This window comes from Prevotella corporis DSM 18810 = JCM 8529, assembly GCF_000430525.1.
In the GTDB taxonomy this organism is placed as follows: domain Bacteria; phylum Bacteroidota; class Bacteroidia; order Bacteroidales; family Bacteroidaceae; genus Prevotella; species Prevotella corporis.
On record NZ_AUME01000037.1, the window covers coordinates 14852 to 28476 of the forward strand.

Consider the following 13625-nt stretch of genomic DNA (forward strand, 5'->3'; position numbering starts at 1 on the left):
TTTGTTGAACAAATCAAAAATCACGATTTATTCAAACTACTGTTAGATTAAGATTTATGAGAAAGAAACTTACAACGCTAATGATTTGTTTCATGGCCATCCTGACCGTCAAAGGACAGTCAACCTTCACACTAATGCCACAACTCCATGTCGGAGACACACTGACTTATCAATGCAAGGCTACCAGCACTACCATCTTTGATTTCATTTCAGAAGAAAACAAAGAGGGTAGCGACCGAAAATTCATGTTCATAGTCAAGGGAACGGATGACGAAGGAAACTTCAAAGTTGACTATGTCATGAAGGATGCCAAGCTGAACTACAATTCAAAGATTGTGAAAGATTTTTCTTTCCTGAAAACTTTCATCGACTTTTATGAAAACGACATGAAAGAAAAGCCCATCCATCTGATTGTCAGCAAAGACGGCAGGCTGCTGAAAGAGGAGGATACGTCAGAAATAATAGATGCAATGATTGACAAAGCGCTCCCCGAAATAAAGGCGTGGATTGAAAAGATGATAAAGCAAAAGCTTCCTGACGATTTGGCAAAGGAGAAAATGAGAGACCAAATAAAAGATGATTTCCTGACAAAATTCTTTGTGGAGATACCCGATTATTTTAAATACTATGGCAAGCCCTTGCTGTTGGGAAAGTCGGAAACTGTCGATTCGATGACAACAAATTATGCCGTGGCGCGAATGGACGACAACTCTGTGCGCCTGAAAGTAACGGTTGACATGCTGAACGGGAAGAAAGAAGCCGACAACAGCACCGAGATAACCGACCTTCTCATAGGGTCCGATGAGGAAGATGATGAGGAAGAAACAGACGATATAGACCTGGGCATCAAGATTATGAGATATGAGGACTACAGTTTCCTGCCTAACGGAGTTCTAAAGTCTCTCTCAATCAAGACGGAAGTTACCAGTGATGACAGTGGAAAGTCTGAAAAAGGAATAAAGGAATCGTACGAACTGAGCCTGATTCAGTAGCTATCAGTGACAAAAAGACAACTGACGGCAGCTTGTTACTGGCACTTACCGTTTGCTTTTGAAGAACTGCTGCAAAAGATTCCTGCACTCTTCGGCTAAGATACCTGACATAACGGTTGCCTTCGGATGAAGTGCATGAGGGGCATAGTCGAGATATCCCCTCTTCTCATCTTTGCAACCATAGACGATTCGCTTCACTTGTGCCCACCCAAGAGCACCCGCACACATAACACAAGGTTCCAATGTCACATAGAGCGTGCAATCTTGAAGGTACTTTCCGCCCAATTCGTTGGCGGCAATGGTGATGGCCTGCATCTCGGCATGTGCCGTGACATCGTTGAGAGTCTCGGTAAGATTGTGCGCACGGGCAATGATTCGTCCCTGACAAACGACCACTGCCCCTACGGGAATTTCGCCTTCACGGTACGCAGCCTCAGCTTCGTCAAGCGCGCGCCGCATGAAATATTCGTCTTTCTTCAGTTGTTCTTCTGTAGTCATAGTGCAAAATTACGATTTTTATTTTGTATATTTGAAAGAAAATTTTAACTTTGTATGTGCAAAAAGCACTCAACAGCGATATTTTCAATGACCTTGTAAAATCTAAAGTGACAGTACTTAAATGGCAACACATAATGAATTGGGCAAATGGGGTGAGGAATTAGCCTACGAGCATTTGCGTTTTGGAGGATTTAGGATTCTCGATCGCAACTGGAAGTGCGGGCATCGCGACCTCGACATTGTAGCAATCGAAAACGATGTCTTGGTAATCGTAGAGGTAAAGACAAGAAGAAACGAGCAATACAATGACGCCGATGAGGCTGTTACCCCACAGAAAATTCGTTCGTTGTCTATTGCTGCCAATGCGTATGTGAAGAGTCACTCATTGGGGAGCATGGGGAATGATATTCGTTTTGACATCATTACCATCGTGGGGACTCCCGAAACGGAGCACACACTCAGACATGTCAGGGACGCTTTCCTGCCGTTTGTCTGAAATAATGCTGGCGAAATACGGCCCGATAGGTTATCGTTCAGCGGCAGACAAGTAAGAATAAATGGGTTTATATAAAAAGTTTATTAATTTTTTTGCTGGTCCGAAACTGGAGAAATCCTCGGCCAAAATTATCTATCTGGATGCTACGGAAAGCACCAACAGCTATTTGACGAGCTATTCGCCCGACGAAGGCGAGGGCATGACTGTGGTAGTGGCTGACTATCAGACTGCCGGGAGGGGACAAGGCACGAACTCGTGGGAAAGCGAGCAAGGGAAAAACTTGCTCTTCTCTATTTTGATGCATCCCGTTGAGGTACCTGTCGCCAAGCAGTTTCTGTTGTCGGAATACGGGGCGCTGTCGCTAAAGGAGGCGTTGGCTGACTATGTAAGTGAGGATATCACGCTGAAATGGCCGAACGACATCTACTGGAAAGACAAGAAACTGAGCGGAACGCTAATCGAAACAAAGCTCGGAGCTGGCAGAATCAAAGATTGCATATTCGGTGTGGGACTGAATGTCAACCAAGTGGAGTTCAGAAGCGATGCTCCCAACCCAGTGTCTTTGGCTCAGATTGTAGGTCATGAGGTCAACAGAGACGAACTGTTGCAGAAAATCGTCCAAGCCTTTGAAAAAAACTATGAATGGATCAAGAGCGGCAACTACATCGGACTGACGACCATGTACCACGAAGCCCTCTACCGTTCAAAAGGGTTCTATCCTTACGAGGATGCCGATGGTGCATTCGAAGGTAGCATTGTTGAAGTCGAGGATGATGGACATCTCATCTTGAGAGACACCTCCGGCATGATAAGAAGTTATGAATTTAAAGAAATAAAGTATGGCAAGATTTAAAAGAATCCTACTGAAGCTGTCTGGTGAAAGCCTGATGGGAAATCAGGGATATGGCATTGACGCAACAAGACTGGGCGACTACGCGCGGCAAATAAAGGAAATACATGAGATGGGGGTGCAGATTGGCATTGTTATCGGCGGTGGCAACATCTTCCGTGGATTGAGCGGAAGTCAGAAGGGCTTCGACCGGGTGAAGGGAGACCAGATGGGGATGTGTGCAACCGTAATCAACTCATTGGCATTGAGTTCGGCCTTGGGTGCAATAGGCATGAAGTCGAAAGTCATGACGGCCATACGCATGGAGCCTATCGGCGAGTTCTACAACAAATGGAATGCCATCGAGGCCATGAAGGCCGGCTACATCTGCATTTTCTCAGCTGGAACGGGCAACCCGTACTTTACCACAGACACAGGATCGAGTCTGCGTGGCATCGAGATTGAGGCAGACGTGATGCTCAAAGGCACGCGCGTGGATGGTGTCTATACAGCCGATCCTGAGAAAGACCCTACAGCAACGAAGTTCACGGAGATAACCTACGACGAAATCTACAATAAAGGCTTGAAGGTGATGGACCTGACAGCGACGACCATGTGCAAGGAAAACAACTTACCTATCTATGTGTTCAACATGGATGTAGTCGGAAACCTGAAGAAGGTGATGGAGGGTGAGGAAATCGGAACATTGGTTCACAACTAACCTATCGGAGGATTCAAGGGCTTGTGGATAGGTTTTCACCCAGCTGATTTGACACAGGGGAAGGCCTTTGATAAGTTCTTAATAATCAGAAGAATAGATATCACCTTTCAAAAGGTCAGCTTTTACCAGACAAAAGGTCACCGTTCATCATGCGAAAGGTCACCGTTTGATTTGCGATTGCTGCCCTTTTGTTTAAAAGTGGGACTTAGTTCAAAATCTGAAGGCAACCTACAGAGACAAAATAAAATCCTGACAAATTGCTCGTAAGAACAGATTGCCAGGATTGTTCGTTTATGATGATTAAGTTTATTCAGCCTTATCAGTATCTTGCTTATCAGATATGGTGAAGTCAACGTATTCACCCTCATCATCACTGATAACCTTCTTGTTGCGCTGTTCGGTTGTACGGTTGTCTATTATCGTATTGCCGTTCACATGGCTTCCGTCCTGATGTTCTTCAGGCCTGAACCGACGAGCCGATCGACGAATTTGTCTGAAGAAACTATAGGCAATCCAAATGATTGCCACCAAGAAGAGGAAGAAAATGAGTAATATGAATTTGAGAAATGCAAACATTGTAATTATTATCTAACCCTTAAAAACCGGTCTGGCAGCTACTTTTGAATGATGACTGAGAGAACCACATACCAAGCGATGATTACCGCAAAAGAAGCGATGCCAAAGATAGCAATCAATGGCATGCAGGTGAGGAGGAAGATGTATTTCACTTCATTGCCCTTCCACCCCCAGTGTTTGAACTTCAAGGCAAACATCGGAATCTCCGATACCATCAACCATGAACAAGCGGCAATTCCAAGAAGAATAACGAAGAACATCCATGAGCATGCCTCAATCCAAGTACTGGCACCAACGAGGAGAGAACCCCAAAACAGTGCATTGGCTGGGGTAGGCAGACCGATGAATCCAAGTGCCTGACGCTCATCGAGATTGAACTTTGCCAGTCGAAGGGCTGAGAATGCCGCCATGATGTAGGCAGAAAAAGGAATAATAGTACGGAAATGTTCCAAGAATCCTGGATATTCCATCACCTGTAACTCGTAGAAAACAATGGTGGCTGGTGCGACTCCGAACGTAACTATATCAGCGAGTGAGTCCAACTCCTTACCTATTGGCGAGCTGACGTGCAACAAGCGCGCGCTCATGCCGTCGAAGAAGTCGAAGATGGCACCGATAATGATCCATGATAAAGCTATCTTCAGGTTGCCACCGAAAGCAAAGGCAATGGCAACGCAACCCGAAATGAGGTTACAACAAGTGATGCTGTTGGGAATATGTTTTTTAATTGACATTTTAATCTAATCTTTCTACGGTAGTTTAGCCAACACCGTCTGGTCGCCCGTGGTGGATTGTCCCATCTTGACACAAACCTCAGAGTCAATAGGCAGGAACACGTCAACACGGCTACCCAGCTTTATGAATCCAAGATGCTCGTCGATGTAGCAGTCCTCCCCTTCTTTCGCATAGGTTACGATGCGCCGCGCAACAGCGCCGGCTATCTGTCGGCAGAGAACATCTTGCCCATCGGGAGTTGTCAGCATAATGTCGGCATGCTCATTCTCCTCGCTCGCTTTCGGAAGCCAAGCTTTGTGGAAATTACCGTTGAAATGCTTCACGAACTTGACTACGCCATCAACAGGAAACCAGTTAGCATGCACGTTCCACAAACTCATGAAAATCGAAATCATCAGTCGTCTGTCATGGAAATAAGTATTCTCCTCTACTTCCTCTATCACTACAATATGTCCATCGGCAGGGGCGACAACGATCTTGTCTGTGTCCTCACTCGGAAAGTATCTGATGGGGCATCGATAGAAATTTAAGACGATACAATATATAGTTCCAAAAACAACGCAGAATAACCCAAAGGGGATTTTCGAATCAATGCCAAACCACAGAAGAAGTGCCACCAGCACAAGTCCAATTCCTCCATAAAGAATCTGATCCGTTCCCTCGTGATGTATTCTGATTTTCTTGAGTTTCCTCTTAATTTTTCCCATGGTTGAGAATCACTTTTATTATGTTTGCAAAGTTAATTCTTTTTTGTTGCTCCTACAAATTTTTAACCTCATTCTTTTGGCTATATCATCTTTTCCTCGTAACTTTGAAACTCAAAATCGCAATTTAAATAATGGAAGACTTCGTACATTTACACGTTCACACTCACTATTCAATACTCGACGGTCAGTCAAAAGTGCAGTATCTGGTCGATAAGGCTGTCAAAGACGGCATGAAGGGAATGGCTATCACTGACCATGGTGTAATGTTCGGAATCAAAGAGTTCTCTGATTATTGCAATAAAATTAATAAGGAGCGAAAAGAAAGGGGCGAAGAGCCATTCAAACCCATCTTTGGCTGCGAGATGTATGTTGCCAGAAGAAGGAAGGAAGACAAAGTAAAGGAGATGCACGACAACTCTGGTTATCATCTGATTGTACTGGCAAAGAATTACACTGGCTACAAGAACCTTATAAAATTGGTATCCCGATCGTGGGTAGATGGCTATTATTACAGACCGAGAACTGACCGTTCAGACCTCGAAAAATACCATGAAGGGCTGATAGTATGCACCGCCTGCATCGCAGGGGAAGTCCCAAATAAAATCATTCACGACGATATAGAAGGCGCTCGTGAGGCATGCCAATGGTATCACAGAGTGTTTGGCGATGATTTCTACCTCGAATTACAACGACACGAAGTAAAAGACCCATCGTTGGTGGCAAACCGTGAGGCCTTCCCTTTGCAACAAAAGGCCAATCGTGTGCTCCTACAGTTCGCAAAGGAGTATGGGATAAAATATGTGTGCACGAACGACTGCCATTTTGAGGACAAAGAAACGGCCGAAGCTCACGACCATCTGCTTTGTCTGTCAACTCAAGAGGATTTAAACGACCCCAAACGCATGCGCTACTCCAAACAAGAGTGGTTCAAAACTCGGGAAGAGATGAACGAAGTGTTTGGCGATTTGCCCGAAGCAATGACCAACACGGTTGAGATACTTGACAAAGTAGAACCTTACAGCATAGACAATGGCCCGATAATGCCCTTCTTCCCTATACCTGAAGAGTTTGGAACAGAGGCCGAATGGGAAAAGAAATTCTCCGAGGAAGACCTTTATCACGAGTTCACAACGGATGAGAATGGCGAGAACCCCTTAGATGCCGAGAAAGGAAAGGCCGTAATCGACCGTCTGGGAGGCTACGAAAAGATTTACCGCATCAAGTTTGAGGCCGATTATCTGAGCAAGCTTGCTTACGACGGAGCAAAGAAACTGTATGGCGATCCCATACCGGAGAATGTGGTTAACCATATCAAATTTGAGTTGCACGTCATGAAAACGATGGGTTTCCCCGGCTATTTTCTCATCGTACAGGACTTTATAAACGCCGCACGTAACGAATTGGGCGTGATGGTTGGCCCAGGGCGTGGCTCTGCGGCAGGCTCTGTTGTTGCTTACTGTCTTGGAATTACCAGAATCGACCCGTTGAAATACGATTTGCTGTTCGAACGTTTCCTCAATCCAGACCGTGTGAACCTTCCTGATATAGACACCGACTTCGACGACGACGGCCGTGGCAAGGTGTTGCAGTGGGTAATGGAGAAATACGGGCCAGAGAATTGCGCGCATATCATCACCTATTCCACGATGGCGACGAAGAATTCCATCAAGGATGTTGCCCGTGTGGAGGGCCTTCCTTTGGATATATCGAACAATCTCTGCAAGGCCATCCCCGAACGCTTGCCCGACGGCATGAAGATGAACCTGAAGAATGCTATCAAATGTACGCCAAAGCTGCAAGATGCTGAAGTTAGCGAGGATATGCGTGAACGCAATACTATCAAATATGCCAAGATGCTGGAGGGAACCATTCGCGGAACGGGAATCCACGCCTGTGGGTTCATCATCTGCCGCAACCCTATCAGCGACTGGGTGCCAGTCTCTACCGCTACCGACCCAGACTTCCCTGACCAGAAAGTGCCTGTAACCCAATACGATGGACACGTTATTGAAAGTACCGGACTTATCAAAATGGACTTCCTTGGTTTAAAGACGCTTTCCGAGATAAAGGAGGCTTGCAAGGTCATCAAACAGACAACGGGCGACATCGTTGACATTGACAACATTCCCATCAATGATGAGCTGACTTACCAGCTCTACCAACGCGGCCAGACCATCGGCACATTCCAGTTTGAGTCGGCTGGCATGCAGAAGTATTTGCGCGAGCTTCACCCAACGGTGTTTGAGGACTTGATTGCGATGAATGCCCTCTACCGTCCCGGTCCTATGGATTACATTCCGGATTTCATCAAAAGAAAGAACGACCCTTCGCTTGTGAAATACGATATTCCCTGTATGGAGAAATATCTGAAGGACACCTACGGAATCACAGTCTATCAGGAACAGGTAATGCTTTTGAGCCGCCAGCTGGCTAACTTCACACGAGGCGAGAGCGATGCACTGCGCAAGGCAATGGGAAAAAAGAAGAAAGCCATTGTCGATGCCATGAAACCGAAGTTCATAGAACAAGGAACCAAAAACGGACACGACCCACAGATACTTGAGAAGATATGGGGCGACTGGGAAAAATTTGCCAGTTATGCCTTCAACAAGTCGCATGCCACCTGCTATTCGTGGGTAGCCTATCAGACGGCTTATCTGAAAGCTCACTACCCTGCCGAATTCATGGCGGCCCTGATGACACGGCGATTCAGCCAGATAACTGAGATTACGAAACTCATGGAAGAGTGCAAGGCCATGAAAATCTCAACACTTGGCCCTGATGTCAATGAAAGCCAAATGGGCTTCGGAGTGAATAACAAGGGCGAAATACGCTTTGGGCTCTCCGCCATCAAGGGAATGGGAACGGGTGCTGCGCAAGCCATCGTGAAAGAGCGCGAGAAAAACGGCCTCTACAAAGACATTTTCGACTTTGCCGAGCGTGTTGATTTGAGCAATGTCAACCGAAAAGCCTTTGAGAGCCTGGCTTTCAGTGGCGGTTTCGATAGTTTCGGCCTACAAAGGGAACAATTCTTCTGCGACAACGGCAAAGGTGTCATTTTCCTTGACACACTTGTGAGATATGCGCAGCTCTACCAGCAAGAGAAATCACAGATGCAAAACTCGCTTTTTGGGGGCGATGATGCCGTGGATGTGATTCACCCTCCCATCCCCAAGGGTGAGAAATGGGCCACAATAGAGAAACTCAACAAGGAACGCGACCTCGTCGGAGTTTATCTATCAGCCCATCCATTAGACGAATACGGTGTAATACTGAATCACTTATGCAACACCCATGCAGCTGAAATAGCACGCGACATGAACATGGACGAGCTGGCTAAACGCGACGAGATAACCTTCGGGGGAATCATCACGGCTGTGAACGAACGCTTTTCACAGAAAACAGGAAAGCCGTTTGGCTTTGTCACAATAGAAGATTTCGAAGGATCGGGTGAATTGGCGCTTTTCGGCGACGATTGGATAAGGTGGAACGGACTGATGAAGGAAAACTACACCATCTATGTTACGGCAAAATGCCAGCCACGTTACCGGAACAGCAACCTATACGAGATTAAGGTTCAGAACGTTGAACAACTCTATGACGTTAAGGCGCACCGCCTCCAACGGTTCACCATCTCAATGGATGCCATGTCGGTTGACTCATCAACCGTCTCTGATCTGTTGTCGATTGTGGATGAAAATCCCGGTGACACACAACTCTACATACAGTTGCGAACACCAGAACAGAACACTGTCATGCTTCACCGCCGCTCCAAGGGGGTGAACGTGGATAAGAAACTACTTGACTTTGTTGAGGCAGATGGGAGCATGGAATACTCTATCAATTAGCCTTCGGTGATTTTTGGCATGATATTTGGTCGGAAGTCGAAACACAAAGCATATTATTATTCAATAACATAAATAAAGAAAATGGAAGTAGAAATTACAACCCAAAATTTCGAGAGTTACAAGAATGGTGAATTACCATTAGTAGTTGATTTATGGGCAACTTGGTGTGGCCCTTGCAAGATGGTTGGCCCAATCATTTCTGAATTGGCAAACGACTATGATGGCAAGATTGTCGTAGGTAAATGCGACGTCGAGGAGAACGACGACATTGCTATCAACTTCGGCGTTCGCAACATCCCTACCATCCTTTTCTTCAAGGGCGGCGAGCTGGTTGACAAGTTTGTAGGCGCTGCTTCCAAGGCAGTGCTCGACGAGAAGTTCAAGGCGCTTCTTTAAACTCCAACTGACTATCAGAAAAAAATAAAGCGGTGTTGTCTCCCTTCGGACTTCACCGCTTTTGTTTTCGGCATCCATCATACACCGTATAACGATCGCAAGGGCACATAGAAAAAACTTCGAGACGGCTATTCTCTGCCAGCCGAATCCTGAATATCCAGTTGTGTTTGTTGTATAATGAGCTTTCGTCGAACGAAAGGTAAGCTATTGCGAGGCGAAAGGTAAGGTTTTGCAAGGCAAAAGGTGACCTTTTTCAAAACAGGAAGCAATATCCTGATAATCAACTCATTGAGAACAGAGATAAAAAGATGTCATGATGGATGCTTTTCACCGTCTGCCATATCACGACTAATGATGATTGGTGATTGTCTGTTGCTGCATGAAGTCATCATCCAGCAGAAAAATAACAGAAAATCTGAACAACGGCAAAGCATTTACAATCAACTCCTCTCATTTTTAATATTTATTTCGTAACTTTGTACCCTAAAGGCACCCAAAAAGGGGTGGCAAAAATCCTTGCAACAATGGAGATTAATTTTGCGGATGTTATAGGACAAGAGGAGGTTAAGCAACGGCTCACGCAACTGGTGCAGAGTAATCGTGTGCCACACGCTCTGCTGTTCTGTGGTCCTCAAGGATGTGGCAAGATGGCACTGGCCATGGCCTTTGCGCGCAATCTCCTGATAAGTTCGTCGGTCAGCCCCGAAAACTCGGAGGCAATGCTTCGCAACTGGGAACACCCTGACTTGCATTTTACCTACCCCACCATAAAACTGCCTGGCATGAGCTCGGAACATCAGCCCGTGAGCAGTGAGTTTGCAAAGGAATGGCATGAGATGGTGACTACTGACACCTATTTCACCGTCAAGCAATGGATGAGCCAAATGGGGGCAACCACACAGCAAGCCATCATCACGGGAGCGGAGAGCGACGAGTTGTCGAAACAACTGGCACTGAAATCGAGTCAAGGAGGCTACAAGGTCTCCATCATCTGGCTGCCGGAGCGCATGAACCTGACATCGGCCAACAAGCTCCTGAAACTGCTGGAAGAGCCTACGCAAGGAACAATCTTCCTGATGGTGAGCGAAGAGCCCGAAAAGCTGCTGGAAACCATCATCAGCCGCACACAGCGAATCGATGTCAAGCGCATCGAAGACGATTCGATAGAACGCGCCCTCATGGAAAGGCGAGGCCTCGATGCCGAAACAGCACATAGAGTGGCAAGGATTGCCCACGGTAGCTGGCTGAAAGCTTTGGAATCGCTCAGTTCGGAGAATGAGCACAACGAGTTTCTCACACATTTCCAGTCGCTCATGCGCCTTTGCTACCAACGCAATGTGAAGGAACTGAAGCAATGGAGTGAGACTGTTGCAGCCTTCGGGCGTGAGAAGGAGCGTCGTTTGCTGGTCTATTTCCAACAACAGGTTCGCGAGAACTTCATGCACAACTTCGGCAATCCAGAACTGATATACATGACTGTAGAAGAAGAGAACTTTGCAAAGAATTTCTCACGCTTCATCAACGAGACCAATGTGATAGAAATCAACGAGCTGTTCGGCCGTTGTCATCGGGACATCGGACAGAATGCCAATGCCAAACTGGTATTCTACGACATGGCTCTCAAAATGATAGTATTACTTTTAAGACAATAATATTTCCACATTTCAAACAATATATACCCCTTACACAAGCATTGATGGACAATCAAGACATGTAAGGTCCCAAGAATAAACTATGGACTATAAAAATATGAAATTCAAGATATGGAACGGCTGCGACCGCGGCTTGTGCCATCGTGCCTGCGGACGGCAGGATAAACAACTCAACACTTATGACTGGCTGGAAGACATACCCGGCAACACAGATACGACCGACCTTGTGGAGGTTCAATTCAAAAACACACGAAAGGGCTACTACCACAATGTGAACAAAATTGAGTTGCACAAGGGCGACATTGTGGCCGTGGAGGCCAACCCAGGTCACGACATCGGTGTGGTAACGCTCACTGGCAAACTCGTAAAATTGCAGATAAAGCAAGCTGGAGTCATCAAATCGCCAGACGATATCAAGCGTGTCTATAGAATAGCAAAAGATGTAGATATGCAAAAATACAAGGAAGCGAAAGCTCGTGAACATGCCACAATGATAGAAAGTCGCCAAATAGCAAAAGGACTGGGATTGAAAATGAAAATTGGCGATGTCGAATATCAAGGCGATGGCAACAAGGCCATATTCTACTATATCGCCGATGAACGTGTGGATTTCCGCCAGCTTATCAAAGATTTGGCTGCCACGTTCCACGTTCGCATTGAAATGAAGCAGATTGGGGCACGTCAGGAGGCTGGACGCATCGGCGGAACAGGGCCATGTGGTCGTGAACTGTGCTGCGCTACATGGATGAAGAATTTCTCAAGTGTCTCTACCACGGCGGCAAGATTCCAAGACATTTCGCTGAATCCAACCAAACTGGCTGGCATGTGTGCGAAACTGAAGTGCTGTCTCAACTACGAAGTGGACAATTACGTGGAGGCGAGCCGCAAACTGCCAAGCAAGGACATCCATCTGCACACAATGGACAACGAGTATTTCCTCTTCAAGACCGACATTCTCAACGGTCAATGCACCTACTCGACAGACAAGAATCTGGCAATCAACCTCGAAACAATATCCGCCGATCGGGCTAAGGAAATCATCGAGATGAACAAACAGGGCGAGAAACCGCTTTCATTGCTCAACAACGGGAAGGCCAAGCCTGCCAAAAAACCTATCGATTTGCTTGCAGGTGCCGATATCAGCCGTTTCGACAAGGATAAGACCGCAAGAAAGAACAACGGCAGAAACAGGAACGGTAACCAACGACGCAACGGCAATGGATCACGAAACGAGGAGAGAAGACAGAATCAAAACGCTCGAAGCGACCAAGATGACAACAGGCAACAGCATCAGTTGAGAAACAACAGACATAACAACAATAGAAGAAACAACCGTCAGGGAAACAACAATCAGAGAGAACAGCGCAATCAGCAGAATGAGAACTAAGGTTGACACCTTATTATATTTAGTCTTGCTTGTGGCATCTGTCGTGGGCTTCTGCTCGTGTGACGATGCCAGGACATACGACCACTACGAATCGATCATGATGAGCGGATGGGAAAGAAACGACACTGCGTCATTCACTGTTCCACGCCAGTGGGAGGGATATTACAGTCTTGAATTGGGGATTCGTGCAACGATGAAGTACCCTTACAAGAACATAAGCCTCATCATGGAGGGGAAAATAATCCCCGACAAGAAAAAGGCAGCATATCGCACCTTTCAAGACACCATCACCTGCAACATCATTGACGACAACGGACGTCTGGTGGGTAAGCGCGGAATATCAAACACCGAAATCATGCGCTTCACGACGGGGCTCAATATCAACAGGGGAGATTCATTATACATCACTGTGCGCCACATCATGAGCCGTGAGCAACTGCCTGGTATCAGTGATGTGGGCATCAAACTGACAAAAATCAGATAAACCTCAGTCATTCATCAGACTACAATTCCATCAGCTAATAATGGGCACTCTCCCATCTGCCTGCTTATACTTGTTGGCCTAATCATTCTCCTTCGGTTTTCCTCGGCACTGTCCTTAAAAGTGTGTAAGCTCCTTTTTTCTTATCTTTGTATTTGAAAACTATAAAAAAGAAAAAAAATGAAACTTACACATTCGCAAAGTTAGGAAATTATGGCTCAGTAGAAAATCAATGGGGATAGGCATATAGTTTTGCAATTCTGAATAAAAAGAACTTCTTGTCTGCCACTCCTCTTAGATTGGCTCG

13 protein-coding genes are annotated in these 13625 nt (G+C 46.1%); 9 read left to right on the top strand and 4 right to left on the bottom strand.

Features of this window, described 5'->3' with window-relative positions; all coding sequences use genetic code 11:
- The first annotated feature begins 56 nt into the window (after nt 1–56).
- On the top strand, nt 57–992 hold the full coding sequence (locus H515_RS13200; protein ID WP_154653673.1) for a hypothetical protein: 936 nt from the start codon (nt 57–59) through the stop codon (nt 990–992).
- A gap of 45 nt (nt 993–1037) precedes the next feature.
- Here H515_RS13200 and H515_RS0107730 read toward each other — a convergent pair whose 3' ends face one another.
- Nucleotides 1038–1490, bottom strand: a complete 453-nt coding sequence (locus H515_RS0107730) for a nucleoside deaminase (RefSeq protein WP_025877056.1) — start codon at nt 1488–1490, stop codon at nt 1038–1040.
- Nucleotides 1491–1611: 121 nt separating this feature from the next.
- Here H515_RS0107730 and H515_RS0107735 point away from each other — a divergent pair, with 121 nt between their 5' ends.
- The 3 genes from H515_RS0107735 (at nt 1612) to pyrH (ending at nt 3536) form a co-directional block, all read left to right on the top strand.
- Nucleotides 1612–1986: a YraN family protein gene (locus tag H515_RS0107735; protein WP_025877058.1), complete on the top strand. Its 375-nt coding sequence runs from the start codon at nt 1612–1614 to the stop codon at nt 1984–1986.
- A gap of 61 nt (nt 1987–2047) precedes the next feature.
- A complete protein-coding gene (locus H515_RS0107740) occupies nt 2048–2839 on the top strand; it encodes a biotin--[acetyl-CoA-carboxylase] ligase (protein WP_028901806.1) in 792 nt (263 codons plus the stop codon).
- On the top strand, nt 2826–3536 hold the full coding sequence (gene pyrH / locus H515_RS0107745; RefSeq protein ID WP_025877060.1) for a UMP kinase: 711 nt from the start codon (nt 2826–2828) through the stop codon (nt 3534–3536). Before H515_RS0107740 ends, pyrH begins: the two co-directional genes overlap by 14 nt.
- 306 nt (nt 3537–3842) lie before the next feature.
- Here the strand turns inward: pyrH and H515_RS0107750 are convergent, their stop codons facing one another.
- Genes H515_RS0107750 through H515_RS0107760 form a run of 3 tightly spaced genes read right to left on the bottom strand, consistent with a single transcriptional unit; the run spans nt 3843 to nt 5554 of the window.
- Nucleotides 3843–4112 (bottom strand): DUF4834 family protein, encoded by a 270-nt coding sequence (locus tag H515_RS0107750; RefSeq protein ID WP_025877062.1) that lies wholly within the window; start codon nt 4110–4112, stop codon nt 3843–3845.
- A 38-nt stretch (nt 4113–4150) separates the two neighbouring features.
- On the bottom strand, nt 4151–4846 hold the full coding sequence (gene pssA / locus H515_RS0107755; RefSeq protein WP_036891603.1) for a CDP-diacylglycerol--serine O-phosphatidyltransferase: 696 nt from the start codon (nt 4844–4846) through the stop codon (nt 4151–4153).
- A gap of 15 nt (nt 4847–4861) precedes the next feature.
- A complete protein-coding gene (locus tag H515_RS0107760) occupies nt 4862–5554 on the bottom strand; it encodes a phosphatidylserine decarboxylase family protein (RefSeq protein ID WP_025877064.1) in 693 nt (230 codons plus the stop codon).
- A 131-nt stretch (nt 5555–5685) separates the two neighbouring features.
- Between H515_RS0107760 and dnaE the strand changes: the two genes are divergently transcribed.
- The 5 genes from dnaE to H515_RS0107785 all read left to right on the top strand — a co-directional run bounded on the left by dnaE (nt 5686) and on the right by H515_RS0107785 (nt 13321).
- Nucleotides 5686–9402: a DNA polymerase III subunit alpha gene (gene dnaE / locus H515_RS0107765; protein WP_025877066.1), complete on the top strand. Its 3717-nt coding sequence runs from the start codon at nt 5686–5688 to the stop codon at nt 9400–9402.
- 81 nt (nt 9403–9483) lie between these two features.
- Complete coding sequence (gene trxA, locus H515_RS0107770) at nt 9484–9798, top strand: thioredoxin (protein WP_025877068.1); 315 nt, start codon at nt 9484–9486, stop codon at nt 9796–9798.
- A 530-nt stretch (nt 9799–10328) separates the two neighbouring features.
- Nucleotides 10329–11450, top strand: coding sequence for a DNA polymerase III subunit (locus H515_RS0107775; protein WP_025877070.1), 1122 nt, complete (start codon nt 10329–10331; stop codon nt 11448–11450).
- Between the two features lie 82 nt (nt 11451–11532).
- Entirely contained in the window at nt 11533–12837 is a 1305-nt protein-coding gene (locus H515_RS13205) for a PSP1 domain-containing protein (protein ID WP_025877072.1), read from the top strand.
- Complete coding sequence (locus H515_RS0107785; RefSeq protein WP_025877074.1) at nt 12827–13321, top strand: gliding motility lipoprotein GldH; 495 nt, start codon at nt 12827–12829, stop codon at nt 13319–13321. Before H515_RS13205 ends, H515_RS0107785 begins: the two co-directional genes overlap by 11 nt.
- The last annotated feature ends 304 nt before the right edge of the window (nt 13322–13625 follow it).

Bases quoted from the DNA above. Each gene is read 5' to 3' on its own strand.
- H515_RS0107785 (WP_025877074.1), top strand. From the start codon at position 12,827: ATGAGAACTAAGGTTGACACCTTATTATATTTAGTCTTGCTTGTGGCA.
- H515_RS0107735 (WP_025877058.1), top strand. From the start codon at position 1,612: ATGGCAACACATAATGAATTGGGCAAATGGGGTGAGGAATTAGCCTAC.
- H515_RS0107760 (WP_025877064.1), bottom strand. From the start codon at position 5,554: ATGGGAAAAATTAAGAGGAAACTCAAGAAAATCAGAATACATCACGAG.
- dnaE (WP_025877066.1), top strand. From the start codon at position 5,686: ATGGAAGACTTCGTACATTTACACGTTCACACTCACTATTCAATACTC.
- H515_RS0107730 (WP_025877056.1), bottom strand. From the start codon at position 1,490: ATGACTACAGAAGAACAACTGAAGAAAGACGAATATTTCATGCGGCGC.
- trxA (WP_025877068.1), top strand. From the start codon at position 9,484: ATGGAAGTAGAAATTACAACCCAAAATTTCGAGAGTTACAAGAATGGT.
- H515_RS0107740 (WP_028901806.1), top strand. From the start codon at position 2,048: ATGGGTTTATATAAAAAGTTTATTAATTTTTTTGCTGGTCCGAAACTG.
- H515_RS0107750 (WP_025877062.1), bottom strand. From the start codon at position 4,112: ATGTTTGCATTTCTCAAATTCATATTACTCATTTTCTTCCTCTTCTTG.
- pssA (WP_036891603.1), bottom strand. From the start codon at position 4,846: ATGTCAATTAAAAAACATATTCCCAACAGCATCACTTGTTGTAACCTC.
- pyrH (WP_025877060.1), top strand. From the start codon at position 2,826: ATGGCAAGATTTAAAAGAATCCTACTGAAGCTGTCTGGTGAAAGCCTG.
- H515_RS13205 (WP_025877072.1), top strand. From the start codon at position 11,533: ATGGACTATAAAAATATGAAATTCAAGATATGGAACGGCTGCGACCGC.
- H515_RS13200 (WP_154653673.1), top strand. From the start codon at position 57: ATGAGAAAGAAACTTACAACGCTAATGATTTGTTTCATGGCCATCCTG.